The 25,457-nt window shown below is 60.2% G+C and carries 24 protein-coding genes; 13 read left to right on the forward strand and 11 right to left on the reverse strand.

The window, feature by feature from the left end:
• Positions 1–352: 352 nt before the first annotated feature.
• Positions 353–3,010, forward strand: a complete 2,658-nt coding sequence (locus tag V8192_RS05915; RefSeq protein ID WP_341632118.1) for a TonB-dependent receptor — start codon at positions 353–355, stop codon at positions 3,008–3,010.
• A 181-nt stretch (positions 3,011–3,191) separates the two neighbouring features.
• Positions 3,192–4,118: an ROK family protein gene (locus tag V8192_RS05920; protein ID WP_341632119.1), complete on the forward strand. Its 927-nt coding sequence runs from the start codon at positions 3,192–3,194 to the stop codon at positions 4,116–4,118.
• On the opposite strand, the gene V8192_RS05925 is transcribed toward V8192_RS05920, so the two are convergent.
• Both V8192_RS05925 and V8192_RS05930 read right to left on the reverse strand, forming a co-directional pair.
• Entirely contained in the window at positions 4,115–5,383 is a 1,269-nt protein-coding gene (locus V8192_RS05925) for an ROK family transcriptional regulator (RefSeq protein WP_341632120.1), read from the reverse strand. The genes V8192_RS05920 and V8192_RS05925 overlap by 4 nt on opposite strands.
• A gap of 3 nt (positions 5,384–5,386) precedes the next feature.
• Positions 5,387–6,511, reverse strand: coding sequence for a hypothetical protein (locus tag V8192_RS05930; protein ID WP_341632121.1), 1,125 nt, complete (start codon positions 6,509–6,511; stop codon positions 5,387–5,389).
• A gap of 198 nt (positions 6,512–6,709) precedes the next feature.
• On the opposite strand from V8192_RS05930, the gene V8192_RS05935 reads away from it, so the two are divergent.
• The 5 genes from V8192_RS05935 to V8192_RS05955 are packed head-to-tail and all read left to right on the forward strand — an operon-like array spanning position 6,710 to position 12,412.
• Positions 6,710–8,020 (forward strand): sugar porter family MFS transporter, encoded by a 1,311-nt coding sequence (locus tag V8192_RS05935; protein WP_341632122.1) that lies wholly within the window; start codon positions 6,710–6,712, stop codon positions 8,018–8,020.
• On the forward strand, positions 8,017–9,174 hold the full coding sequence (locus V8192_RS05940) for a glycoside hydrolase family 130 protein (protein WP_341632123.1): 1,158 nt from the start codon (positions 8,017–8,019) through the stop codon (positions 9,172–9,174). The genes V8192_RS05935 and V8192_RS05940 overlap by 4 nt, the downstream gene beginning before the upstream one ends.
• A 19-nt stretch (positions 9,175–9,193) precedes the next feature.
• Positions 9,194–10,015 carry a type I phosphomannose isomerase catalytic subunit gene (locus V8192_RS05945; protein WP_341632124.1) on the forward strand — a complete coding sequence of 274 codons (822 nt, stop codon included), beginning with the start codon at positions 9,194–9,196 and terminating at the stop codon, positions 10,013–10,015.
• Positions 10,016–10,053: 38 nt separating this feature from the next.
• On the forward strand, positions 10,054–11,121 hold the full coding sequence (locus V8192_RS05950) for a glycoside hydrolase family 130 protein (protein ID WP_341632125.1): 1,068 nt from the start codon (positions 10,054–10,056) through the stop codon (positions 11,119–11,121).
• Positions 11,114–12,412, forward strand: a complete 1,299-nt coding sequence (locus tag V8192_RS05955; protein ID WP_341632126.1) for an MFS transporter — start codon at positions 11,114–11,116, stop codon at positions 12,410–12,412. Before V8192_RS05950 ends, V8192_RS05955 begins: the two co-directional genes overlap by 8 nt.
• Here V8192_RS05955 and V8192_RS05960 read toward each other — a convergent pair whose 3' ends face one another.
• Complete coding sequence (locus V8192_RS05960) at positions 12,413–13,543, reverse strand: Gfo/Idh/MocA family protein (RefSeq protein ID WP_341632127.1); 1,131 nt, start codon at positions 13,541–13,543, stop codon at positions 12,413–12,415. It abuts the gene before it with no gap.
• Positions 13,544–13,681: 138 nt separating this feature from the next.
• On the opposite strand from V8192_RS05960, the gene V8192_RS05965 reads away from it, so the two are divergent.
• Complete coding sequence (locus V8192_RS05965) at positions 13,682–15,256, forward strand: hypothetical protein (protein ID WP_341632128.1); 1,575 nt, start codon at positions 13,682–13,684, stop codon at positions 15,254–15,256.
• Between the two features lie 30 nt (positions 15,257–15,286).
• Here the strand turns inward: V8192_RS05965 and V8192_RS05970 are convergent, their stop codons facing one another.
• Positions 15,287–15,571, reverse strand: coding sequence for an SDR family oxidoreductase (locus V8192_RS05970; RefSeq protein ID WP_341632129.1), 285 nt, complete (start codon positions 15,569–15,571; stop codon positions 15,287–15,289).
• A 148-nt stretch (positions 15,572–15,719) separates the two neighbouring features.
• On the opposite strand from V8192_RS05970, the gene V8192_RS05975 reads away from it, so the two are divergent.
• The 4 genes from V8192_RS05975 to V8192_RS05990 all read left to right on the forward strand — a co-directional run bounded on the left by V8192_RS05975 (position 15,720) and on the right by V8192_RS05990 (position 17,657).
• The gene (locus V8192_RS05975; protein WP_341632130.1) at positions 15,720–15,944 is read left to right on the forward strand and encodes a hypothetical protein; all 225 of its coding nucleotides are present in this window, start codon (positions 15,720–15,722) and stop codon (positions 15,942–15,944) included.
• Positions 15,941–16,366, forward strand: a complete 426-nt coding sequence (locus V8192_RS05980) for a type II toxin-antitoxin system VapC family toxin (protein ID WP_341632131.1) — start codon at positions 15,941–15,943, stop codon at positions 16,364–16,366. The genes V8192_RS05975 and V8192_RS05980 overlap by 4 nt, the downstream gene beginning before the upstream one ends.
• A gap of 195 nt (positions 16,367–16,561) precedes the next feature.
• Entirely contained in the window at positions 16,562–16,954 is a 393-nt protein-coding gene (locus V8192_RS05985; protein WP_341632132.1) for an MbcA/ParS/Xre antitoxin family protein, read from the forward strand.
• A 1-nt stretch (position 16,955) separates the two neighbouring features.
• Positions 16,956–17,657, forward strand: coding sequence for an RES family NAD+ phosphorylase (locus V8192_RS05990; protein ID WP_341632133.1), 702 nt, complete (start codon positions 16,956–16,958; stop codon positions 17,655–17,657).
• 769 nt (positions 17,658–18,426) lie between these two features.
• Here V8192_RS05990 and V8192_RS05995 read toward each other — a convergent pair.
• The 7 genes from V8192_RS05995 to V8192_RS06025 form a co-directional block, all read right to left on the reverse strand.
• Positions 18,427–20,136: a hypothetical protein gene (locus tag V8192_RS05995; RefSeq protein ID WP_341632134.1), complete on the reverse strand. Its 1,710-nt coding sequence runs from the start codon at positions 20,134–20,136 to the stop codon at positions 18,427–18,429.
• 71 nt (positions 20,137–20,207) lie between these two features.
• The gene (locus V8192_RS06000; protein WP_341632135.1) at positions 20,208–21,170 is read right to left on the reverse strand and encodes a patatin-like phospholipase family protein; all 963 of its coding nucleotides are present in this window, start codon (positions 21,168–21,170) and stop codon (positions 20,208–20,210) included.
• Between the two features lie 29 nt (positions 21,171–21,199).
• Positions 21,200–21,496: a hypothetical protein gene (locus tag V8192_RS06005; protein WP_341632136.1), complete on the reverse strand. Its 297-nt coding sequence runs from the start codon at positions 21,494–21,496 to the stop codon at positions 21,200–21,202.
• A gap of 14 nt (positions 21,497–21,510) precedes the next feature.
• Positions 21,511–22,530 carry a hypothetical protein gene (locus V8192_RS06010; protein ID WP_341632137.1) on the reverse strand — a complete coding sequence of 340 codons (1,020 nt, stop codon included), beginning with the start codon at positions 22,528–22,530 and terminating at the stop codon, positions 21,511–21,513.
• A 209-nt stretch (positions 22,531–22,739) separates the two neighbouring features.
• On the reverse strand, positions 22,740–23,414 hold the full coding sequence (locus V8192_RS06015) for an HD domain-containing protein (RefSeq protein ID WP_341632138.1): 675 nt from the start codon (positions 23,412–23,414) through the stop codon (positions 22,740–22,742).
• Positions 23,415–23,445: 31 nt separating this feature from the next.
• Positions 23,446–24,249 carry an SDR family oxidoreductase gene (locus V8192_RS06020; RefSeq protein WP_341632139.1) on the reverse strand — a complete coding sequence of 268 codons (804 nt, stop codon included), beginning with the start codon at positions 24,247–24,249 and terminating at the stop codon, positions 23,446–23,448.
• A gap of 80 nt (positions 24,250–24,329) precedes the next feature.
• Positions 24,330–25,220: an alpha/beta fold hydrolase gene (locus V8192_RS06025; protein WP_341632140.1), complete on the reverse strand. Its 891-nt coding sequence runs from the start codon at positions 25,218–25,220 to the stop codon at positions 24,330–24,332.
• Between V8192_RS06025 and V8192_RS06030 the strand changes: the two genes are divergently transcribed.
• Complete coding sequence (locus V8192_RS06030) at positions 25,214–25,387, forward strand: hypothetical protein (protein ID WP_341632141.1); 174 nt, start codon at positions 25,214–25,216, stop codon at positions 25,385–25,387. The two genes, V8192_RS06025 and V8192_RS06030, sit on opposite strands and share 7 nt — an antisense overlap.
• Positions 25,388–25,457 lie beyond the last annotated feature (70 nt).

Consider the following 25,457-nt stretch of genomic DNA (forward strand, 5'->3'; position numbering starts at 1 on the left):
CCCGCTATTTTCGCAATTATAGAAAAACAACATGCTAAACTAAAATTTGGGCTGTCGAGGGGATTCGGGCAGCTTGGATCGCGGTTTAGCTCTGGGGGAGAGCGGACCTTGATGCGCTCTCGACTGGAGGGGGAGGCTGCCGAAGCACGGCGATCAGAATGACAATTTGCTTTAATCGGCGAACCGGCAGTGCCTGCGCCTCCAGAGGAGCTCGGCCGGCATCTCGTTGAATTTTCGAGACCTGAAACGCGAACAAGCAATGACGAGAAGAATCGTTGCGACGTGCTCGGGGCTCTCAGAGGGAGAGGATTTTTAAATCATGAGGAAGCCGAGTACACTGTCATTCGCCGCGATGCTGGCGGCAACGTCGAGCCTGTCATTCGTCGCGACCGCGGCCCACGCTCAGGACGCAACCAACGCGCCTGGCGCTGCCACGGCGCCGGACCAATCGCAGAACATCGTCATCACCGGTCTTCGCGCCAGCTTGAAGAAGGCGCTCGATATCAAATTGACCGCCGATCACATTCAAGACACGCTCGTGGCCGAAGACATCGGCAAGCTGCCTGACCAGAATATCGCCGAAGCGATCGAGCGAATCCCGGGCATCGTCGTGTCCACCAACACCGTGAACGGCAGCGGACAGTCGGCCGGCGAGCCGACCGAGATCTCGGTGCGGGGCTTCTCTCCGGAATTCGCCTCGGCGCTCTACAACGGGAGAGTGCTCGCAACCGATTCCGGAGGCCGCGAATTCGATTTTGACGTTCTCCCGGCCGAGCTAATCGCGCGCGTCGACGTTTCAAAGTCAGCGACCGCCGATCAGCCCGAAGGCGGAATTGCCGCAACGGTCAATATGATGACTTTCCGGCCGTTGGATTTGAAGCGGAATACCTTCACGGCTTCAGTGCAGGGCAATTACGATCAGCAGCGCCGTAACGTCACACCGCAGGCATCCGCCCTGTTCAGTACAAAGACGGCGGACGGCCGCTTCGGCTTTCTGGCTGCGGCTTCCTACATCAACCGCAAGGTCGAAAATAAGCGCATTTTTTCGGCGTGCCTCAACAGTCCATCGAACGTGACCGTAGGTGGGCGAACCGTTTCCGGATTTGTTCCTTGCTACACCGAATGGGAAGTCAATCCGACAAGCCGTGAGCGCAAGTCTGCTGTTCTGGTTGCGCAGTTCAGACCCTCAGATCAGTTGCTGTTCACCATCGACGGGCTGTATTCGAAATTCAATATTAACGACAACACGCAGGGCTTCTTCACCGGAAACAACAATCCGTCGGGTACGGTCACGGTCGCTTCGGACAGCACTGTCACCAGCTATACGGGCGGGACCGGCTATTCGGGTATCGTCAACTATGTGCGCCCTGAATTGTCGGAAACAAAAGAGCTGGGGTTCAACGCCAGGTTTAATCCGACACCGCGCCTGTCGATGGTCTTCGACGCGTCCTGGTCCAAGGCGACCAATGATAACGGCGGCAACCAGTCATGGTCTGAGTCGGATTACGGCGCCCTGCCGAATGCCACGTTCAATCTTGGACCGAATAATCTGCCCGTAATGAGCAATCTTGGCAATTTGCAGCCATCGCCGTCGCTGCTTACTGGCTTTCATACTTACGAAGGTCAGGACTTCATCGACAAGATCTACCAGTTCGATGGCCGCCTGAGGTATGAAGTCGGTTCCGGCATTCTAAAGGATATCCAGGCCGGACTGAACTATTCGCACCGGTCGAAAACGCAGCTGACGGTCAAGACGCCGGTCATCAACGGGGTCGACCTCACCTCTGTGGGCGATGGAATAGTACTCCCCGCCAGCCTGTATACTCCTGTGAGGGGGATCAATAACCTTTTTGGCACCGGGATGTTCACGTCCGGGCTGCCTGGCTTTAGCGATGCGGCATTTGACGCTTATCTACTCTCGCCGGCGGTTGTCGCGACCTACACTCCCGCGCAACAAGCGGCGCTGGCAGCCAACGGCGGCGGTTTCGCAGCGCGACTAATTCCGAGCAGCAGCGGTGAAGTGAAGGAGAAAACAACGGGCGGCTTCATCGAAGCGGCCTTTGGCGGCGATCACGGCTGGTCAGGCAACATCGGACTGCGTGCGACGAAGACCAGCACGATATCAACCGGCTCGTTCGCACAGCCGATTTTGGTGCCGGGCAATGCCAACCAGCTGGCTTTTGGCCCGCCGTCTCCGATTGAGCAGCGGGGCCACTATTTCAGGTTGCTCCCCAACGCCAATCTCAAAGTCGACTTGACTCCCAATCTCATGGCGCAATTGGCGGTCGCAGAAACGCTGACGCGGCCAACCTTGTCGGCGCTGCTGATCGAGGCGAGCTACAGCATTCAACGCCCGCCGTTTTCGATCAGCCAGGGCAACCCCAATCTTAAGCCAATGTCGGCCTGGAACTACGATGCTGCGCTAACTTGGCATCGAGGTTCCGACTTCTTGAGCCTTGCGCTCTACAAGAAGTTCGTCACCAACCTCCTTGGCAACGGCATCTCCAGTATAACTTTTCTGGGACAGCCGTTTACGGTCTTTCAGCCGATTAACATCAATTCCGAACACTACACCGGATTTGAAGTTTCCGGCCAGTATACATTCGGCATGTTGCCCGCCCCCTTCGATGGGCTCGGGGTCCAGGCCAATTATTCTTATACTCACCCGTCGAGGGCTTTTAAGAACGCGATCACTTACAATTTGATCGGCTTCTACGAAAAGGGTCCCCTTCAGCTGAGGGCCGCCTACAATTGGCGGAATGCTCAGGTTCTGAGCGGCAACGTCGTAACGGTGAACGGCCAGTCGGTTCATAATGATGAATTCCAGGCGTCGTACGGCCAGCTGGATGCAAGTATTCAATATACGGTGACGAAAAACCTCGCTGTGTTCGCGCAGGCGCTCAACCTGACCGATCGAAAATCGATCAAATATTGGGGCGTGCCCGACCGCATCGAAGATTACGAAGGCTACGGTCGCCGTTTCGGCGTCGGCGCCCGGGTAAAGTTCTAGGGTCAGGAGAAGACAGGCCACCTGCAAAAATTGCCAGCAATGCGGGTGGCCTGATTTTCTCAAAAGGGCGCGCCGGAATGTAATCTGGGCGCCTCGCTCGCAAGGCCTCCTGTCTCCCTTCAAAAGGGGGCTTCGAGCTGTCCAATCAAGCTGGATCGCCTGGATAACGACATTGACCCTTATGGATTCACCGTTCCACCCCAGCCATTCGCTTCCCTCGGCGCGTTTTGCATCGATTGAGGCGGGCGGCACCAAGTTCAACGTTGGAATTGGCGGGTCAGACGGGGTCCTTCAAACGCAGGCCCAGTTCGCAACCCGCTCGCCGAGTGAAACCATTCGTGACTTGATCGAATGGCTTGATGCAGAGGTTGCGAAGGATGGTCCGGTCTCGGCTATCGGAATGGCGACATTCGGCCCGATCGATACCGACCCGGGGTCCGTCACCTGGGGTCGGCTGGGGCCGACACCAAAGCTTTCCTGGCAAGGCACGGATCTGATCACACCGTTTCGATCTTACGGTGTCCCGGTCGCGCTCGATACCGACGTCAACGGCGCCGCGTTGGCCGAATGGCGCTGGGGCGCCGGCCAAGGATGCGCGCGGCTCTGTTATCTGACGATCGGCACCGGCATTGGTGGCGGAGCAGTCCTGGATGGGAAGATGCTGTCCGGCCGAAGCCATCCGGAGATGGGCCACATGTTCATCCGCCGCCACCCCCAGGATGAATTCGAGGGTGCCTGCGCAGCTCATGGCGACTGTCTCGAGGGACTCGCAAGCGGAACGGCTATCCACGCCCGCTGGGATAGCTCGCTGTCGAAACTGGGTCCTGACCATCCGGGCCACGAAATCATCGCCAGCTATCTGGCGCAGGCCTGCGTCAATGTTCGTGCAACGCTTGCACCCGAGAAGATCGTCCTCGGCGGTGGGGTGATTGGAACCGAAGGACTGCTGGCGAGGGTGCACACTCAGTTCGACGTTCTGGCTCAAGACTATTTCTCGGGCTTTGCGGCCGACGACATCGTTCTCGCCAAATTGTACCCCGTTTCCGGATTGATGGGCGGCCTTGCGATTGCAGACCTCGCGCGTCAGCAAAAACGGAGCGGGGACTAGAACCGCTCGAGCATCTCCAGCGAAGGAAGCAGCAAGTTCTGAAACGGCAGGATAGCTGCCCCAATCGCCGGCGCGTCGGATGACAGCTTGGCGCGGCGGACGTCGATCCACTGGGCCGAGCGGGCGTCTTCTTGTCGCTGCTGGCACAGCGTCGCCAGGCGGTCGAGCAAATGTTCGGGCAGACGCCCGCCGAGCATGATCGCGTCGGGATCGATGAACTGCCTAATCTGCGCGAAGATGCTGGTCAGATACCCGCACGCTTCCTCAAGCCATTCATCGACTAGGATTGCGCCCGCCCCGTCGAGATGCGTCAGGTCATCGGGACGCGCGATCTTTATTCCATGGCTCTTCAGACGTTCCGACAAGGCACCAAGAGAAACCACATCCTGCAGCGAGCAAGTGACACCGGCCGGAGTTTTCACCTGCATGTATCCGATTTCGCCGCTGCGTCCGTTCTCCCCTCTGAAGTAGTTCCGGTTGATGACAATGCCGCCTCCAAGCAGGACGCTGATGAGAATGTAGACGAAGCTCGGGGCATCCAGTCCGTGACCGAACTGTGATTCGCCGATTGCCGCAGCGACGGCGTCATTCTCAACGAAGGTCGGACCCTGGTAGGTCGAACGAAACAGCCCGGCGACATCGACGTCCGCCCAGGCAGAATAAGCCGGCGGCTTCCCCGGAAAGGCGAGTGTTCCGAGGTCGTCCGGCAGTGCGATCCCGAGGCCCGCCACACGACTGACGGGAATTTTCGATCTTGTTGCCAACGTTTGCCACGCATCGGCAAAAAAACTCCGCGCTTCATCGGGCAGCGCAAAATTGATTTCAGCGGAAATGCGTCCCCGGAGCCGGCCGCTCAGGTCCAGTGCCACAAGCGTGAGATGGTCCCGGTCGATGTTTAGGCCGACCGAATAGGCGCCATCGGGATTGAGCTCGAGTACCCATGCTGGCTGGCCGCGGCCAATTGTCGCGCGCTCGGCCTCGACGATCAGGCCCGCCTGCAAAAGCTGCCGCGACACGTTGACGATGGTCGGCTTGGTGAGCCCGGTGATGGTCGCCAATTCGCTTCGCGTGACTCGCTTGTGCGTGCGGATTTCCTGGAAGACCACCCGTTGGTTGTGATTGGCGTCAATGTCGAGCTTCAGGTACGGTGGAGCCTTCCCTGAGCTCTCCTCATCCGTCGCTCCGCCGCGCTGGGAGCGGAACGGAAACATGTTGCGCGACGGGCTCACCTGGATGACCCGGCGAGGATCCGGACAGCGAACCAAGTGTCAGTTGCCATGGTCGTAGCCCTTCAACAACGCTTCGCCGATCGGCGACAGACGCGCGCGCATTGGAAGGCTCGCTGCACCGATCAGCGTGACGGCGGCGCCGAGGCGTGCGGCCTGAATTCCCGCATGGCTGGGAATTTGCGGTGCACTTTTGAGCAACAGAGCGTTGCAGCGTTCCGCCAGGCGTTTCAACCACTCTTGGGGGAACCGGCCGCCGAGCAGCAATCCGCCCGGGTTCAGCAGGCAGTTGATCGAAATCAGGAGCGGCAGGAGGTCATTGCACGCCGCCTTCAGCCAGGATTCGGAAACATCGGGCGGAGCCTGATGCGATAGCCGTGATTCACGCTCTACCGCCACCGCTTCGCGGCACCAGGCGACCTCGCCGTCGGGGAACAGAAATCGCTTCTGGCTGGGATGAGCCCCCCTGAACAAGGCCTGGTGCATGACCAGACCCCCGACCGGGTTTAGGTCCATCAGGATGAAGTAATAGGTTTGGAGCGTTGCGCCGATGCCGAACAGCAGTTCGCCAGCCGTTGCAGCGGCTAGATCGGAATCAATATAGATCGGCATGTCTCGCGCTATTTCGGAAAGTGCCATCAAATCGATGCCAACTGCCTCGCTCCCGGTCCCGCCATGGGAGCTTCGGCTCGATGTGATGCTGTCCGACGTCGCCACTCCCAGTCCAATAATCCGTTCCCGGCTGATCCCTTTGGTCAGGTCGACAAACTGGTGCTGAAAGAATTCGTTGACGCGGGTTCGTGACGAGGACGGCAAGCTCGTTGTTGATTGCCGGACGAAATGTCCCAGGGCGTCAATCACGATCAATGACAATTGGTCATCATCGACGTGCAGGCCTATGGAATAGCAGCCCTCAGGGTTGGCCTCGAGATGAACCGCGGGCTGTCCGCGCCCGCCGTAGATCCGTCCAGTCTCCGAAACGAGTTCGCTTCTCACCAGGCTCTTCACAATGCCCGCGATCGTGGGCTTGGCGAGACCGGTCAGTTCCGTCAGCGCGTTGCGGGTAATAGGTCCCTTGGTACGAATGGCCTGATAGACCAGCCGCTGATTATAATCGCCGGTGAGCTCGAGGTTCGTGCCTGACAGACTGGCCTTGATCCGTCGCACAACTTGCGGCTGACTATCTGTCATGTTGGAGCGGCTAGACCGATTTTCCCCCGCCGGATGGACCAATACACCTCGGCTTATACCAATATCACCGACTAATTCTTTTTCTCGCTTTGAGAAGCCCCAAAGCGATTGACAAAACCCAGCATAAATTAAAAAAACAAAAACCCATACTTATCGTCGGGGAGGGGGAGAGGTATGAGCCGGGTCAACATCTTCACGGTCGTGGTCGCCTCGCTCGCGGGGTTGCTGTTTGGTTTCGATACCGCCGTGATTTCCGGCGTCACGACGGCGCTTCGGACCGTTTTCCATCTCGGCGCGGCTGGCCTTGGTCTTACGGTTTCAATCGCCCTCATCGGGACCTGCGCGGGGGCGCTCGTCGCCGGATTCGTCGGAAACCGGCTGGGGGGCCGAGATACGCTGAAGCTCGTTGGCCTGCTGTTTGCCGTGGCCTCGGTTGGCTGCGCTTTCGCTCCCACCGTTTATGTTTTCGGCCTGTCCCGGTTGGCTCTGGGACTCGCCGTCGGCGGCGCGTCGGTTCTTGCGCCCGTTTATATATCAGAGATCGTCCCGGCGCGGCGGCGCGGCTTCATGGTCGGTCTCTTCCAGTTCAATATCGTGTTCGGCATTTTGCTCGCGTATCTCAGCAACTACGTTGTCGGCCAGCTTGCAGCGGGTGACACCGAGTGGCGTTGGAAAGTGGGCGTCGCGGCAGTCCCGTCGCTGTTTTTCCTGGTCATGCTGTTCTTCATTCCGCAGAGCGCCCGGTGGCTCGCGGCGAACGGCCGCGCCGCCGAAGCCGAGAAAAGTCTGAGACAGATCGGGTCGACCGAAACGCTTGCCGACATCACTGCGCCCGAAGAAGGACACGGGCACCTCAGCTGGCGCCTGCACAGGAAGCCGATCATCTTTGCAATGCTGCTTGCATTCTTCAACCAATTCACCGGCATCAACGCCATTCTTTACTATCTCAACGACATTTTCGCTGCGGCAGGCTTCGGGAAAGTATCGGGTGATCTGCAGGCGGTGGCAGTAGGCCTCGCCAATCTCGTAGCAACGATGGCCGGGATGACGTTCATCGATCGGCTGGGGCGCAAGAAGCTGCTGGTTTCGGGCGCTCTCGTCATGTCGGTCGCGCTCGCTGGCGTCGCCCTCATCATGGGCACTGGCCATGGGTCCAGCTATCTGCTGATCCTCCTCGTGCTCTTCATCCTCGCATTCGCCTTCTCTCAGGGGGCTGTCATCTGGGTCTATTTGTCCGAGATCTTCCCAACGTCGGTTCGCGCAACCGGCCAGAGCGTGGGCAGCGCTACCCACTGGATCATCAACTTCATCATCACGCTGCTGTTTCCCATCATCGCAACCCATTCGCGGGCCCTGCCATTCGTTGCCTTTGCGGTGGTGACGCTGGGGCAAGTTTTCATCGTCGGGCGCTTCTTCCCCGAAACGAAGGGCGAGACCCTTGAGCAGCTAGCGGGTTCACTGACACGTCACGAGGAGTTTGCGTGAAGAGATTCGGCGTTACGCGTGCAGAATTCATCGCAGGACTTGGCGCGAGCGCGGCGCTCGCACTGAGCAAGGGAGTCGCAGCCGCCGGGAAGCCGCCATTTCCGCGCCACCCGCTATCGTCCGACTGGCAGCTCGGCCCGTTTACCCGCACCGCGACCGGCCCCCTTATCAGGCCGGACCCGAACGCGGTGTTCGACTGCCCGATGCGCAAGCGTCCCGTCCACTGGATGGCTGCGCACACCTTCAACCCCGCTTCCGTCGTCAAAGACGGAAAGATGGTCGTCCTTTTTCGCGCCGAGGATAACCCCGACGAAAAGGTCATCGGCTTTCACACCTCGCGCCTCGGCTATGCCTCGTCCGGCGATGGCAAGCATTTCAAAGTCCGCGCGGCGCCGGTTCTCTACCCTGATGAAGACAGCCAGAAACAGGCGGAATGGGAGGGCGGCTGCGAGGATCCACGCCTCTGCGAGGGCCCGGACGGGACTTATTACGTCACCTATACACAATGGAACCGTCAGCGCGTGAGGCTCGGTCTCGCGTCGTCCCGCGATCTCATTCACTGGCACAAGCACGGCTCCGCATTCGCAGGTTCCCGGTACGAGCAACTGGCGACGAAATCGGCGGCGATCATTCAGAAGATCGACGGCGGCCGAATGAAAGCGGCCAGGATCAACGGCAAATACTGGATGGTATTCGGCGAGAACCAGATCCACATTGCCACGTCGACCAACCTCATCAACTGGTCGCCGGTTGAGCAATCCAACGGCGAACTGCTTGCGTTGATGTCGCGCCGGCCGTTCCACTTCGACAGCGACCTTCCCGAAGTCGGTCCCCCGCCGCTTGTGACGGGCAAAGGCATCGTCATGCTGTACAACGGCAAGAATTCGGAATCCGACGCCAGCCGCGACCCGACGATCGGCGCCGGAGCCTATTCCGGCGGCCAGGCGCTGCTCGACCTGAATGACCCGACGAAATTGCTCGAGCGAACCGACAAGCCATTCATTCGCCCTGAGCTGCCCTTTGAGAAGAGCGGACAATACAAGGCCGGAACCACGTTCCTCGAAGGCCTGAGCTATTTCGATCGCAAGCTTTTCCTCTACTACGGAACGGCCGACACCTATGTCGCCCTGGCCGTGGCCGACTGGCATGAATGACGGGCTGGCCTCGGCGCCAATGCCTCTGAAGCTGAAGTCGAGAGCAGTGGAAAAGCCATGGGGCCGGGAGGATTTGCCGGAGCTCTTCCCCAATCCCGAGCGCCGGAGGATCGGCGAAGTCTGGTTTGAAAAGGCCGAAGGCCGCGAACTGCCATTGCTTGTCAAATATCTCTTCACAAGCGAGCGGCTCTCGATTCAGGTTCATCCCAATGATGCCCAGGCCCGCGCTCATGGTCTCGCCGGCGGCAAGGAAGAGTGCTGGTACATCCTTGAGTGCGATGAAGGTGCCTCTCTTGGCATCGGGCTGACGCGCACGCTCTTGCTTCCAGAAGTTCGCGCGGCAATTGCCGACGGCAGCATCGAGGGGCTGATCCGTTGGAGACCGGTCAGCCGCGGCGACTTCTTTTTCATCCCCGCAGGAACAGTCCACGCCATCGGTGCTGGAATCACGCTCGTGGAAATCCAGCAGAATGCCGACGTCACCTACCGGCTTTATGATTATGGCCGCCCGCGCGCGCTCAACCTGGACGAGGGGCTCGAGGTCAGCCGCCTGTCTCCTTACCTACTTGACCCTTCCCATGCCGCGATGGGCGAGACCCGGATGCTGCTGGAACCGGGAATTGCCCCTTTTCACGTCGAGATGCTGTCGTGGCGCGGCGGAGTATCAGTCCGGCCCGGCGCGAGGGGGCGGTCCTGGTTCATTCCGCTAAAGGGCAGCGGGACAATTGCCGACCAGCCGTTTCAACCGGGCGAATGCTGGCTCGTCGACGGCGCGGACCCAATCATCGGCGTCGATGAGGGCAGCGCCCTCGTAGCTGCTTGCAGCGAGCCAAGTGCGTGAGCGTGAGAGCCCCAGTTGCGACTGAAGATCAAATCAAGGTGACGAGAGACATCGCCAGGCGCTTTCCGGCCAATCCGATCCTGTCGCCCGGTGACCTCAGGCCGAGCATGGACGGGTTGGAAATTGCCTGCCTTCTCAATCCCGGCGTGTTTCGCTTCGACGGAAAGATCTGGCTGCTGGTCCGGGTTGCCGAGCGGCCGAGGCAGAGCCAAGGGAAGGTATCCTTCCCAATCCTCGATAATGACGGGACGATCCGGATCATCGAGCTCGACCAGAATGATCCTGATCTTCGTACCGACGATCCACGCACCGTCACCTACAGGGGTGAGGATTATCTGACCACGCTGTCGCATCTGCGGCTGCTGTGCTCGGATGACGGCGTACGATTTGAGGAACCGGAGGGCTACTTGCCGCTCGCCGGCTTGGGACGCCTGGAGAGCTACGGGATCGAAGATTGCCGAGTGTCGCAGATCGGCGATGTCTATCATCTGACCTATACTGCAGTGTCGCCGAGCGGGGTCGGTGTTGGACTGCGCACCACGAAGGACTGGCGGCACTTCGATTGCCATGGGATGATTCTTCCGCCGCACAACAAGGACTGCGCGATCTTCGAGGAAAAGATCGATGGTCGCTTTTTCATGCTGCACCGCCCGTCCAGTCTGTTTGTCGGCGGCAATTACATTTGGCTCGCGTCATCGCCCGACGGATTGCACTGGGGTGACCACCGCTGTCTGTTGAGGACGCGTCCGGGACATTGGGATGGCGCAAGGGTCGGTGCGGGAGCCGCGCCGATCAAGACTGACCAGGGCTGGCTCGAAATCTATCACGGCGCAGACGAGAACGACCGCTATTCGCTGGGAGCCTGTCTCCTTGACCTGCAGGATCCGTCCAGAGTGCTGGCGGTGACGCACGAGCCCCTGATGCGGCCGCTTGAGCCCTATGAGCTCTCGGGTTTCTTCGGTCATGTCGTCTTCACGAACGGGCACGTGCTCGACGCCGATGGCGACACGCTAACTCTCTACTATGGCGCGGCAGACGAATTCGTGTGCGGCGCTCAATTTTCCGTAAGAGAGATACTCTCGCTGCTGAAGACGGTCGATGGTTAGCAAGCTCCGGACGGAGCTCTCATTCTTCCGGAAGCAGCCGCATAATTTCCGGACGCTGATCCTGACCAACATGGTCTATGCGCTCATCGGACCGGTAATCGATACCTTCGTTTCAGCCTATATCATGCGCTCGTCGAACGACCCGACCAAGGTCGTCATCTACCAGCTCACCATCTACACCGGCATTCCGCTTACGTTCCTTTTGAACGGGTTTCTCCTCAGGCACTTCAATATCCGCAAGCTGTTCTCGGCAGGAATGTTGCTGAGCGGTGTTTCAATGCTCGCAATGATGTCACTCAAAACGCTAAGCAATGCAGGCATTGGCGGAGCGGGACTGATCATGGGGATGTCATTCGGCTTCTACTGGGCAAACCGCGACACGCTGGTCCTGGATGTCACTGACGACAGCAACCGCAATTACTACTACGGGCTCGAAACCTTCATCTACACGATCATCGCGATCGTGATGCCGTTTGCAATTGGATGGTTCATCCATGCGCAGAAGAGTGAAGCGCACGTGCACAGGGCCTATCTCGCGATCGTCGGGATCGCATTTTGTATCACGATCGCGGCGTCGCTCATTTGTCTGCGCGGCCGCTTTGCCAACCCTGCAGCGAAAAGATTCATCTATCTAAGGTTCCACCCGCTGTGGATGAAGCTGCTGCTTCTCGCGCTGCTCAAGGGACTGGGTCAGGGCTTCCTCGTTACTGCGCCATCGATGCTGATCATGACGCTGCTGGGCGACGAGGGATCGCTTGGCTTTGCGCAGACGATCGGCGCGCTGTTTGCGGCAGTTGCCATGTATATTCTCGGCCGCATCACCAGACCCGACGACCGCCTCAGGATTTTTGCTGCGGGGCTGCTGCTGTTCCTGCTTGCGGCGCTTTCGAACGCGATCCTGTTCAATGCCGCCGGCGTCATCGTGTTCATGCTTTTCCTGCTGCTTGCAAAGCCGCTGCTCGATCTCGCCTACTTTCCGATCCAGTTCCGGGTGATCGATATCGTGAAGCGGATAGAACGACGCAGCGAGTTCAGCTACATTCTCAACCACGAGGCTGGTCTTTACGTCGGACGCTTCAGCGGCGCGCTCGCATTCCTGCTTCTGGCTTATGATTTCTCGACCACGATAGCGCTACGCTACGCGATCCTGCTCATCGCAACGATCCAGCTGCTCTCGCTTGTCGTTGCGAGAAACATCGTTCGAACGGGCAACAAACTCGCGCCTCGCGAAATCGACGACCATTCTGCCACGCTTCACGCCGAGGACGCGCTGGTGACGCGCGCGACCTGATCAGCACGCCGCGCCGGGCAGGCATTTCGCCAGCCGATCGGCGGCAACCGCGACAGCGAGCGATTGCGTTGCATTGCTCGCATCGATCTTTCGCTGGTGAGAACGATCGGCGAGCCAGCTCAGCTGATCCTCGAACATCGAACGAAGGAGGGTCTCGTAAACGGCGAGCTTTGGCTGAATGACGCCGGTATCGAGGCGTATCTTCCTGTCATACTCAATCGGCTTGAAGCGGCCGCGGGCATGCTGCGGTGCATCCCATCGCTCGAGGACGGTCATGGAAGCAGCCGGGAATAGCGCCTGCAGCCGTTCGCCTTCCGCTCGCGTGCAAACCGCATGAAGCACCAACCGGTTGGGCACCCATTCCTCAAGCGTGATGTCTCCGCGCTCGAACTGCAGGCGCATTTGTTGACGATCAAGGATTCTTGGCTGGTTGAAGCCGTGGAAGAAGTGCACCGGTGCATTGCCTTGGTAGATCACTTCGCATTGCGCGATGTCCCATATGCCGCGCTGGCCCTGGCGCTCGAGGCGCTGCGCCGCTGCTACCTCTCCTTTGCCCAGCCATCCTGCGAACAGATCGAAAAAGTGTACGCCATGCTCGATGAAGATACCGCCACTCTTGGCCTCGTCCCAGAACCAGTGGCCGAGTGGCAAGGGTTCATCACTCGCATAATTTTCAAAGAAGCCATGGATGAACGAGCCGAGCATTTGCGTGTCGATCAGCGTCGCGACGGCGTCGTAGAGCGGATTGTAGCGCTGCATGAGGTTGACGACGAACAGCAGGCCCTTGTGGTCCGCGCAGCGGCTGAGTTCTTGCGCGTGCGATAATTCGATCGCCGCCGGCTTCTCGCAGATGACGTGCTTGCCCGCGTTGAGGGCGGCAAGGCTCTGCTCATAGTGGAGGAATGGCGGTGACCCGATGTAGACGAGGTCGACTGCCGGGTCGGCTAGCAACCCCTCCATGCTTTGATGGACCTTGGCCGCGGGATGAGCAGCATTGAAGGAGGAAATCGATTCTTCGTTCGCGTCGTAGACGCCGACCAGTTTCGCGTTCGGATGCTGGGCGAACTGCGACACTGCGAACCGGGCAAAGCCGCCAGCCCCGATCACTGCGAACCTGACTTGCTCGTCCATTGAAAACCCTGCGCGCGCCCGTGACTTGCAAAATGTTTAGTATATTGTTTTTTTATAAACAATCGTCGCCATTGCCTTGGCATTTTGGCCATGGGCCTGCGCCGGCGATGGCTCCTTTGGCCAGTACGAGGAATGTTCATGGATCGAGACGGCAGCATAACCCGCCGCGCGCTGATACAGTCGGCGGTCTGCCTTGCAGGAACCGCGTCAGCCGCGCGCGGACGCGGAATCTCCGCGGCCAGAATCGACCCACATGCCCGGACCCTCGACGTGCTTCCCGCGAGGCCGCAAAGCATACCGCTTCGCTGGCGCGAGCGTGGGGATGTATTTGATCGCTTCGTCATGAGCCCCGCGAACAGGGTGCTTCGGAAGAGAGCGGACGGGTCACACTATTTCGCATCCGCGCTCGAGGGCGAGGGAGACGGAGGCCTGACGACCTTTGCTCCAATCCTGCTCGGAAAGATTCTGCGCGGCGAGGCGGTCGATTGGCTGGCGCCGTCGATGGCCGCTTACTTCAGCGACCGGCACGGTATTTTTCTCGACGGAAGGCGGGCTTCCTCGTGCGAATATTGGTACCTCATGAATGTCAACGCGCTGGCTGGTGGCGTCGTGCAGAGACATTTGGCTCACGACCCCGTTTGGACGGCCCGCGTGCAAAGCAGCGCTGACCGTCTGATTTCTCTTGCTCACCAGATCAATTACAATTTCAGCGACCAGGGCTATCGCTTTGATACCCGGGAGCCGTGGACGAAGCAGGGCATTTACCGTCAGCCGGACGCGATCGGCGGCTACGCCTATCTGCAGCTGCTGGCTTACGAGATGTTCGGCGCGGCAAAGTACCTGAGCGAAGCGAAAGAGGCGTTGCGGCGCTATCTCTCCTTCGCTCGAAACCCCTGGTATGAGGTCCCCAGCGGCGCCATGGCTTGCCTTGCGGCGGCGCGCCTTTCCGTATCTCAGCCGGGCATCAATGTCGGCAAGGCCCTTGGCTTCGTTCTCGATCCCGGCGGGCGGCCGCTGCACACGGGCAGATGGGGTGATGACGAGGTCGGCGGGCTGATGGCCGGGTTCTGCACGGAGCCGGCCGGCGAAGCCTATAGCATGGAGTCACTGATGACCGCCGGCTACCTTTTGCCCGTGCTCCGATATCGTCCGGAGTTTGCAAGCGTGATCGGCCGGTATTTGCTGAACGTCTCTGCGAACATGCGTCTCTTCTATTCGGACTGCATTCCCGCTGAAAACCAGAGCCGACCGGATCTGACCTCTGCTGTTCCCTATGAGCGGCTGACCCGCGCCTTCAACGGGAAGTCGCCCTACGCGTCCGGCGATTATGGGAGCCACCGGTCAATATACGGAGGTGCTTATGCGCTTTGGTGGGGAGAATTGATGAAGCCGACCGCCGATCCATTCATCCTCCAGATGAGCATCGCGTCGACTGACTTTCTCGAACGCAAGACCTATCCGAGTTATCTCTATTACAATCCGTTTGACCTCGCGAGATCTGTGCAAGTTCCAATCGCCCCCCAAGGCTCGCAGCTTTACGACCTGTCAGCTCACGAATTCCTGCACGTGCGCGAACAGGTGTCGCTGCCAATCCCGGCAAAGGGTGCGAGGGTGCTTGTGCTGATCCCGCCAGGAGCACATCGGCAGGTAAGGAACGGGACATTGTTCTGCGGGGATGTAGCGGTGGATTATGCCGCGCCAAGGAGTGCTTAAGATCGTTCGATCGGTTGCTTCCCCCCGTCCTCAAATCGACTGACGGCCGGACACCTCGATCCGTTGTGCGTTGATCCAGCGATTGTCGTCGCTGAGCAGTGAGGCAATCATCGGGCCGATGCCATCAGCAACCCTGGCGCGGCCAAGTGCCGTACTGCTTGCGATGAACTTGTTCATGTCCGGATTGTCGCGGAAGACGCCTCCGCTGAAATCGGTCTCGATTGCGCCGGGTGCGACGACATTGAGCGCGACTCCGCGCCGGCCGAGCTCTTTCGCCACATATTTGGTCATTACTTCGACCGCGCCCTTGCGCACGGCGGCATCTCTCTCTTCGAATATTGCTCATTCATCTATCATGAGATATATACATAGGGAGGAGATCGTAGTGACCAGTGCGGCCCAAAAGAGAGCTATTCTAAATCATCGCAAGAGATTGCGCGGCCGCGGACTTTCGCGCTTCGAAGTGCAAGGCCGAACTTCAGACAAGAAGCTTTTGCGCGATCTCGCGCGAAAGCTTGCTGAGGACAGCTCCGAGGCGGCGAACGTCCGCAAGTCCTTGGAGAGCGCCGTCATCAAGAGCGATGAAAACAAGGGCGGCATTTGGGAAGCTCTTCGGAGATCGCCTCTCGCTGGATCGGGCATCGAGTTCGAACGGCTGCGCGCAGAGCCGCGCAAACTTGATCTTTGACGCGATATCTTCTCGATACCAACATCATAAGCGATGCAGTCAAACCTGCTCCATCGCCCAAGCTCGCACAATGGATGCAGGCGCAAAAGGACGCGGACCTGCACATTGCGGCATTGAGCATCGCAGAAATCTGGCGAGGCATCCTGCTTCTGCCTGATGGCAGGAAGCGGACTGGGCTTGAGACTTGGTTTGTTGGGCCCGACGGTCCAGCGCGGCTCTTTGCAGGACGAATCTTGGCATTTGACGAACGAGCGGCGCTCGCCTGGGCCCGCATCATGGTTGACGGCAAAGCGCAAGGCCTGACGCTCGATGTGAGCGACATGATCATTGCGGCAACTGCCCAGGCCAATCAATGCATTGTCGTGACCGCAAACGAAAGCGACTTCAGGACTGTCCCTTTCTTCAACCCGATGGCCAACTGATTGCCGTGTCGCCAGCGGATCCCGAATTTCACTTTCTAAGCTCGATCGCGAGCAATTGGCGGGGATCGCACAATCTTGAAATTTCGTAGTGGCATCTGAGCCGCATCGACGCGCTACGGAACGGAGCGTCAAGGGTTATAATCTGGACATATTCACCATCTGTGTATATGTTCCGGACTATTCAGGATAGAGGCAATGGCAGTCGCAGAACTCGATCGGGAAACTAGAGTCGCCGATCTCGGCGGCCCGGCGCTGCGCACCTTCTTCAAGCTCGCAAAAGCCTGGGGGCTTAGCGAAAAGGAGCAGATGAAGCTGCTTGGCCTTAACAGCCGCTCGACGCTCCATGCCTGGAGAGCGGGGCGCGTCAGCAAGGTCAGCCGCGATACGCTCGAGCGCATTTCCTACCTCTTGGGGATCTTCAAGGCGATCAACATCCTGCTGCCGGACACGAAGCGTGCGGACGAATGGATGCGCTTGCCCAACAGGGCGCCCCTCTTCGGGGGCCGAAGCGCTCTGGATCGCATGACCACCGGCAATATCGGCGACCTCTACGTCGTTCGCCAATATCTCGACGCCCAGCGGGGCTGACTTGGACATCACCGATTATCAGCCGCCGCTCGCGGCCACGGGCTTTGGCGTCTACCGCATAGTATCCTCCCGCTTTCCGCCGGTCTCGCTGTTTGACAGGATCACCCAGCCCGACGACCTCGAAGCCGTGTTCGCTATCGAGGCGCTGACCAACGACCGGCTTCGACAGGAGGTCGGCGACATCAGCCTTGTGCCGATCGAGGATAGAGTGGCGGGGCCCGGGTCGACGCCGATCATGGCGGCCTTTACCCACCTCAACCCCGATGGCGGCCGTTTCACTGATTCGACCTATGGCGCCTTCTACGGCGGCCTGACGCTCGATACCGCCATTGCCGAGACCAAATACCATCGCGAAGAGTTTCTCGCGGCGACGGAAGGGGGCCGTCCTATCGAAATCGACATGCGGGTTTATCTCGCCCGCCTCGACGGCGAGTTGCACGACGTCCGCGAAGGCGCGCCCGCGGCAATCTATGATCGCAGTAGTTATAGCGTCAGCCAGGTCTTCGGCCGGCGCCTTCGGTCCGAAGATTCGAACGGGATCATTTTCAACAGCGTCCGCGACGAAGGCGGCACCTGCGTTGCCGTATTCCGGCCCCGCCTCTTGTCAGGCTGCCGGCAGGAGAGGCACCTTACCTACCGGTGGGACGGACAGCGCATTTCGCATGTCTTCGAGAAGCGTGAACTCGTCTCCGGCCGCTCATGAGCACTGACTCAAGACGGGGCGCAGGCGCAGGCGGGGGACGAGCTTCCCCGCCACCGTAGACCGGACCGATTCAGGAGCAGCCACCGGGGCGGTTGCCAGAGCGTCGCCCAGCCAGCGGTCTATCTTCGTTTTGCCCGGCAGTGTATGCGAGCGTGGCTACCAGTCGTAATCGACGGTCAAGGCGCGAAGCGCACCTTTTCCCATCCCTGACGCCTCATAGCGGTCAATAGGTTGGCCTTACTCGCGGCTCATCGCCGTCGGCGATGAAAGCCAGGCTTAATGAACGGAAAGGTATTCCCATGATCGAGCATACATTTGGCGGTAGGTGGCGCGCGATGGTCGTGCCGGTTGTCTGCACTGCTGCGGTGGTTGGCATCGCGCTGACGTTCGCAATGATGTCATGAGAGATCGCTGGCATCATCGCCAGCAAGAAACAGCGATACCGTTACCGGAAGCCGTTGGGAGAATGAAGGCGTCCACATGAGCGGCGCAGCACTCCCCGTCCGGCAGCCCGCGTTACCGTTTGGGACCGGCCTGCGCGACTGAAGTTTCGGAGTCTGGATTCTTTCTCGCTGTGAAGGAGCCGACCCCGGCGTGAGGCGGCCCGGCAGGCAACGTGTCGGGTCGTTCTCGGGCGCTGAAACGGGCTTTCCGCCTAACAAGCGAGATGCCTTTGTATGCCCGCATGCCGACGATCCGGCAATTCAGCAGGCAATGGCTGGAATACGACCACCTGCCAGGCGTTTCCAACCGTTCGTTACCGTCGGCGCTAGGCGTGCAGCCAAAAAGCAGATTCGGCAAACTGCTGGCCGTTCCACCAGTTGGGAGCGCCCGTGCCGTAGCGAAAATTCCGGCTTCCCGCCTGGCTTTGGAGCGGCGCAGTGACCTCGCCGGCAGAATTGCGTTTCGCACTTTGTGAGGGGCTCTCGGGAACGACCGCAACGATGTGGCCCGAGCGTCCGTCCTCGCGGCGGCGGGCAACAATGAGGCCGATCGCTCCCTGGTTGACCTCGGTCTGGAGCTTGGTGAGCGTCGACGTCCGGCGCCAGCCGAACCGCTCGCCAAAGTCGCGCAGCCAGCGGAAGAGATCGTTGGCGCGGACTTCGTCGATGGTCTTGCCGTAATTGGGCTCGACGGCTTCGCCCCTGGCGAGCTTTTCGAGTGCCGCCGCAGTCCAGAAGACCCTGGGGAGATAGACCCCGCTCAAGTAGCAATAATCATGTGCGTAGATGTTGCAGAAAGTGAGGCCGCCATGCGGTTGATACCGCTCGTGAGACGCGTCATCGACGCCGAGCCATTCGATGATTGCTGCTAGCGACGTGCGAAGTTCATCAGGAGAGTTTCCCTTGCGCTGCGGCTGGGCCGGTTCGTTGAGCGAGAGAGCGTTGGCGGGCTCGGTGCGCTTCGTGACGCTGTTCGCCGGGCGCGGGCAATAGACTGCGACGATGCCCCCGGTCGGCGGGCTCGGTGAAGGTGCAACTGGCTGCGGAACCTCGGCGCCCGCGGCCTTCTTCAGATAGGTTTGTGAGGCAAAGCCCTGGATCAGCGCGCCGTTGAGCGAGGTCTGGATCTCGAGGAAACCGTTGACGGGCTTTTCGGTCAGGGCCTTGACGAGCTGGCCGTCCGGAAGCTGTCCAACGACATTCTTGCGCGGGTTCGACTTGTCGATGTCGGGCGTGCTCCGGACGCGCAGGTGATCGACGAGCGTGTCGACTTCGAACGTTTCCCCCGCCGCAGCAACCGGGGAGGGAGGCGCGACGATCGCCTCGTTCTTGGCGGGCGGTCCGAAGAGAGCCGGTGCTCCCCCTCCCGTCGCAACGCTGTGTGCGAGGCGCAGGAAATCGAAGAAATTCTCGCCGTAATATTTCTTGCCGTCGAAATAGCCCTGCTTGAGGCCTTTCTCGGGGCGATAGTTTTTGCGGCCCATGTTGTAGACGATCGCGACGGCCGCGGTCTCGAGGTCGGTAAGGCTCGCGCGGCCCTGCCATCCCAGGGATTTGAGCGCATTGCCGAGCTCCTCCACGCATTTGCCGAGCGCCTGGTCGAAGCGGATGTAGCGCCGCTCGAGGAAGTATTCGGCATGTCCCTTGAAGAACTGGATATCGTACTGGAAAATTCCGTAGCCGTGACAGAACTTGTCGGGATTGCGGACAGCGGCGGCATAGCCTGGTATCTCGGAAGCCATGTCGACGAGCGCGGCGCGCGCGATATCGAACATCTTCTGCCCGTCTGGCGCTCCCACGAGCTCGCTCCTGCTCCTCGGGAAGACCGAGCGCTTGTCGATCGTGTCGCCGACGCAAAGCTCCAGGATCCGGGCGACAGCGCGGCCTTTGCGTCTCAACCGCGCCCAGACCTCGCCCGTCTCCTGGCAGGCGACCGCGGTCAGCATGTCGATGCTGAAGGGTGTTGCAGCGATCGCTGCAGTCATGTCGCCGGCGAAATTCGCCTTGAACCAGGCGACATCATCACGGTCGGGCATGGGCGATCACCTGGAGGAGCAGCCGTGCGGCGGCGGCTGCAAAGCGTGCGGCGGGGCAAGCCATGCGTTCATCACTGGATGATCGCCTGGATCGCGTCCCAGTGCTGCTCGACCGACGCCCTTCCGGCGGCGATTGCAGTCGCGATCTTGGCGGGATCGAATTCGAGCGTGTCGAGATAATTGTCGTCGGGCTCGATCACGTAATTATGGACGAAACGGTAGGTTGCGAGCTGCACATCGAGGGGCCGCAGCGCCGCTGCCACCTGCGCGCTCGGGAGCCCCAGCGCTTCGAGGGCGCGCAGCTGCGCACCGCGCGCTGCGATCATGTCGTTGATGAGTGTCGCGTTGGCGAGGTCGTTGACCGACACTTCCGACTGAAGGATGTCGACCGCCCGAAGCCCGATGTCGATGAGATTGCCGAATGTCTTGACGGCTCCGGGCTGCGGCTTTTTCGATGCGCGGACAACGATGATCCCGCGGGGGTTGAGCTCCATCGCGCTTCCGAGCGGCGTGACGTCGCGGACGCCCCCGTCAACCCATTGTTCTTCGGTGCCGTCCGCAGCGCGCGTCTTCAACGGCTCGAAAAAAAGCGGCATGGCGCAGCTCGCGTAAACCCAGTTGTCGATTCCGGGCACGCTCTCGTCGATGGTCCGGAACACGCCTGTCCCGAGGTTGACGACGCCCAGTCGAAGCTTCTTGCCGCTGGCCTTGAGCTTCGCTTCGTCGGCAGCGTTCGCGAGCAGCTTCTTGAGCCCGCGCGCATCATAGAGGGACTTTGCGCCGAAGATGGCGCCGGCGGGTCCAAGCGGCCGCTTTGAATAGATGTCGCCGTTGCCCTTGATGCCGCTCCAGATCTCGACCAGCCTTGGAATGTCGTCCTGCGCGATAGCGAGCGCCTGGATGGAGCCGGTCGAGGTGCCCACCGCGATGTCGACCTTCACGCCGCGGTTGACGATCAACTCGTCGAGGACTCCGACCTGGAAGGCGCCCTTGGCGCCGCCGCCGCTAAGCACGATGGCGAGTTCTCCAGGCATGAGCTTCTCCCTTGGTTGGTGGCGGGGGGTTAGAGTGCGATCATCATGTCCAGGGCTTCACCGGCCTTGGCTGCTGCAGCGGCAATCGGACCATCGCTGTTCGAGGCGGAGCTCACCGCGCTTGTTGCCGCGTCGAGCCTTGCAATGACGGGGTCGAATTTGCCGGACGAGGCCGGAAGGCCGGTGCGCCGGACTTCCATCACCGCCTGGACGTGGCGGAAGCGAAGGAGCTCGAACGAGCGGTCGCTGATATTGTCATCGAGGCGCTCGTAAAGCGCATCGCGGAGTGCCTTTGCCGAGTCCATCAGGCTGGTGAGGCTCGCCATGATCTCTCCAATCCTTAGAAAGCCGCTGCTGCAGCAGCGATTGCGTGAAGGGCGGCAAGGAGGCGCGCACGGTTGATCGCCGCAGCCTGCGCTCGCTCCTTGGCAGTCCAGTGCGGATGGGCCGACAGGCCGTCGACAAGGTCCTTTTGCGCCGCCGCGACGTCGTCGAGAGATTTCTTGATTGCCGCGGTAACCCCGGGGATGGCCGCAACTGCCCTGTGCGAGGCGATCGCCCGCTCGATCACGGCCCGCCTGGCATCATAGCCCTTGTACACGGGCGGCTGCTTGCCGAGCTGCCGTCCCATGTGGATGAAGTCGGCGTCGGTCATCTGAAGGTCGCTCGTGAGCGAGCCCGTCGCCCACGTATCAAGCGAGGCCTTGAGGGTGTCGATGATGGTAGAGACGTTTGCGTTCTGTGCCTGGACCAGCCTTGTGAGGTCGCGCACTTTCTGCTGCTCGGTCGAGAGCTGGACGACAAGATCGAGGAGACCCTTGATCGCGCCTTTCTGCGCGTCTGAGAGCTCTGGGATGAGCTTTGTCTTGCTTCCCGCCAGAACGGCAAGGTCGGCCTGGGCCTGGATTGCCTTGCCGTAGGCGTCGGCGAGGTCTGCTGAGACATCCGGGTCCTTGCGCGCGATGATCGTGTTCACGGCCTGGACGTAGGATGCGAGGGCGGCGATCGTATCGAGCGTCGGCTTCAGCTGCGCGTCCGGAATGGGTTCGAGCGAAATCTCGAGGTCGCCCAACCTTGGATCCGGCTGCGAGCCCACGGGCATGCAGATCGATTTGGCGGGCGGGCGTCCGTCACCGCGAAGGACGATGGTCTGGGCCCAGGAACATCCCTCATCGCTGGCGACGAGCGAGACATTCGCTTCGTTCCGGGCCGCGGCCACCTGTTGCATGAAGTCGCGCGCCTGGGTGACGGCGGCGGTGCCGGCCTCGCTGACATCCGATGCCCGCGCGAGACGGATACTGTTGAATCCGCACCCTGTCAGAGTTGAAGCAAGCGCGATTACAGTGAAGGCGCGGCGCATACACGCTCTCCCCGCGGAGCGTTAGCCGAGCGAGTTAAGTCTAAACACAACTCCAGCAAATATTCAATAAATTAATAGAAATGACCGTCGAGATGGTGGTCCTGCGACCAGTGGCGAACGGGCGAGAAACTTGGACCAACCAAGGATTTGTGAGGATAAATTGCTCACGACGGCTCGATTAATGTCGGTGCACGCGCAGGCGAGGTCTTCTATTCTTTGAACGGGGCGTTCAAAACCCAGTCGACCGCCGACGGTGCGTGGTATCCCGAAACGAAGCGTTCCCCGAAGTCTCGCACGAAATTGTCGTAGCTCGTTTCCGGATGCGTCGCCGCAAAGTGCGTGAAGCAACGGACGAAACGTTGTTTCATCGCAAGCCTTGGATACTCGGCAACGATGGCGGCTATCTCGCTAGAGGGCAGCTGATCGAACTCGAAACCGACGACGTCGAGGCCGATGCCGCTCGTGCACAAAGCCACTTCCGGCTGCTTGTAGAGACCAATGGAGGGCGTCGAGTTCAGCGCAACGCAGTCCCAGATCAACCCTGCACGTCGATCGTCCATGCCTGCTTCGGAAGCGAATGACCGCACAAGATCGGCAGCTTCAACCTCGAACCGGCGTGGTCCCGCGTAGGATTCGTTGAGTGTGACATCGTGAAGGAGCGTCCCGACGGCGAGGATTTCCGGGTCGTGGGGGATGCTCTTCAGCTGTCCGAGGCGAACCGCGAACAGCCAGGACCGCATGACGTGATTGAAAAGATAAGGTTCGCACTTCCGCCGTGCATACTCGATCGCGCTCCTGATTACGGGCGTATCCGGGACGGTGATACCGGCGAAGGCGTGTGCACCCATCTTCTGACGGGCGTCGAGCGGATAATCGAGTTCCATCGATTTATCTCCTTGATCGCTCCAGGCTCGCTCAGTTTGCCGAGTGGGCGGGCTCCGGAACTCGTGCTTCGTTACTACGCTTCGGGGGTGCGGGAACGTGCGTCAGCCACCAGTCGAGTGTCGTTGAGCCGAGCCGCGCGTTCGGGCCCGGAACGAGGGTCGCGTCTGCGATCTCGACGCCATAATAGCGTGCTGACCGATCGGCGATCACCGGGCGCGGATCTTGATCATATTTGAGTACCTTCGCGACGGCCTCGTCGAACCTTAAGGTCTCTGGCCCCGCAATTTCGATGAGGGCATTTGCAGGGTTCGCGACCGCAGCCCGTACGATCTCGCTCGCCACGTCCTCTGCCGCGACCGGCTGGAACTTGACGGGCGGGAGCCGCACCATTCCGTCGACGGTCGACACTTCGGCAATTGAACGAATGAATTCGAAGAACTGCGTCGCATGGATCAGCGTATAAGGAATGGCTGACGCCTCGATTACCTGCTCCTGGGCGAGCTTCGCGCGGAAATAACCGCTGCCCTGCAGGCGATCCGTCCCGACGACGGATAGGGCCACATGATGGCGAACAGCTGCATTTTGCTCGGCGTCGCGCAAGTTCCGCGCTGAAGTCTGAAAGAATTCCATCGCCGCCCGATCTTCAAACGAGGGTGAATTGGAGACATCCACGACGACATCGGCGCGGTCGAGAGCTTCGGCCAATCCTTTGCCGGTGATCGTATCAACTCCTGTATTCGGCGCAGCAGCAATCGCCTCATGACCTTGCTGCTTCAGTTTCGCCACGACTTTGGAACCGATCAGGCCGGTCCCTCCAATGACGACAATCCTCATGATATTTCTCCCAGCCAGGGGAAGCGGAAGCGGAAAAACGGCGATGCCGGGCCGCGATGCGCGGCCCGGCATCATGCCCCTTATTCAGTGAGGGCCGGCTCTGCCCTCGCCGTTGTCGTCGCACGATCCTCTCCGACCGGCTCGCCGCGGATGAATGCGAGCAGATCGGCATTGATGAGGTCAGGATGCGTCTGGCAGCAACCGTGCGGCAGGTCCTTGTAGGTCTTGAGCGTGCCGTTCTTCAGCAGCTTGGCCGTTAGCGGAGCCGAATCCGCGTAAGGCACGATCTGGTCATCCTCGCTGTGGATCACCAGCACCGATACGTCGATTGACTTCAGATCCTCGGTGAAGTCGGTCTCGGAGAATGCCTTGATGCATTCGTAGCCGGCCTGAACGCTTCCCATCATGCTCTGTCGCCACCAGTTGCGGATGAGGCCTTCAGACACCTTCGCACCCGGACGATTGAAGCCATAGAAAGGGCCCGTCGGAACATCGAGATAAAGCTGCGCCCGGTTGCTGGCGAGCGCCGCTCGATATCCGTCAAAGATTTCGATCGGCGTCCCGCCCGGATTTGACTCTTTTTTGACCATGACGGGCGGCACTGCATCTATCAAAACGGCCTTGGCGACCCGCCCCTTTCCGTGGCGTGCGACGTAGCGGGTAACTTCGCCGCCGCCCGTCGAATGGCCGACATGGATTGCATTCTTGAGATCAAGTTTGGAGACCAGTTCAGCAACGTCGGATGCATAGGTATCCATATCGTTGCCGCCCTCGGTCTGCTCGGACCGGCCGTGGCCGCGGCGGTCGTGAGCGATCACCCGGTAGCCCTTTGCCCGGAAGAACATCAGCTGGTTGTCCCAGTCATCTGCACTCAGGGGCCAGCCGTGGTGGAACACGATCGGCTGGCCATCCCTCGGCCCCCAGTCCTTGTAGAAGATCTGCGCGCCGTCTTTGGTTGTGATGAATGGCATGGGTTGCCTCGCTTGGCTGGAGGCCGGCCGGCGGGACCGGCGCCGGGCCGCGACCAACCGGAATGGCGGGCAATAACAGGTCCGTCGAACGCTTCGACTCGGTCGCGACGACGGAAGTCAGCCTTAACAGTCTCGCTCAAACGATAAACGACAATGCGACGAGCTGACCGACTGTTATCGCTCAGTCTGAGCTCTCGTCCACTTCCGAGGACGGTTTCCGAATCCCCGATCGATGGC

Origin of the sequence: Sphingomonas agri (genome assembly GCF_038148795.1) — a bacterium.
In the GTDB taxonomy this organism is placed as follows: Bacteria; Pseudomonadota; Alphaproteobacteria; order Sphingomonadales; family Sphingomonadaceae; genus Sphingomicrobium; species Sphingomicrobium agri.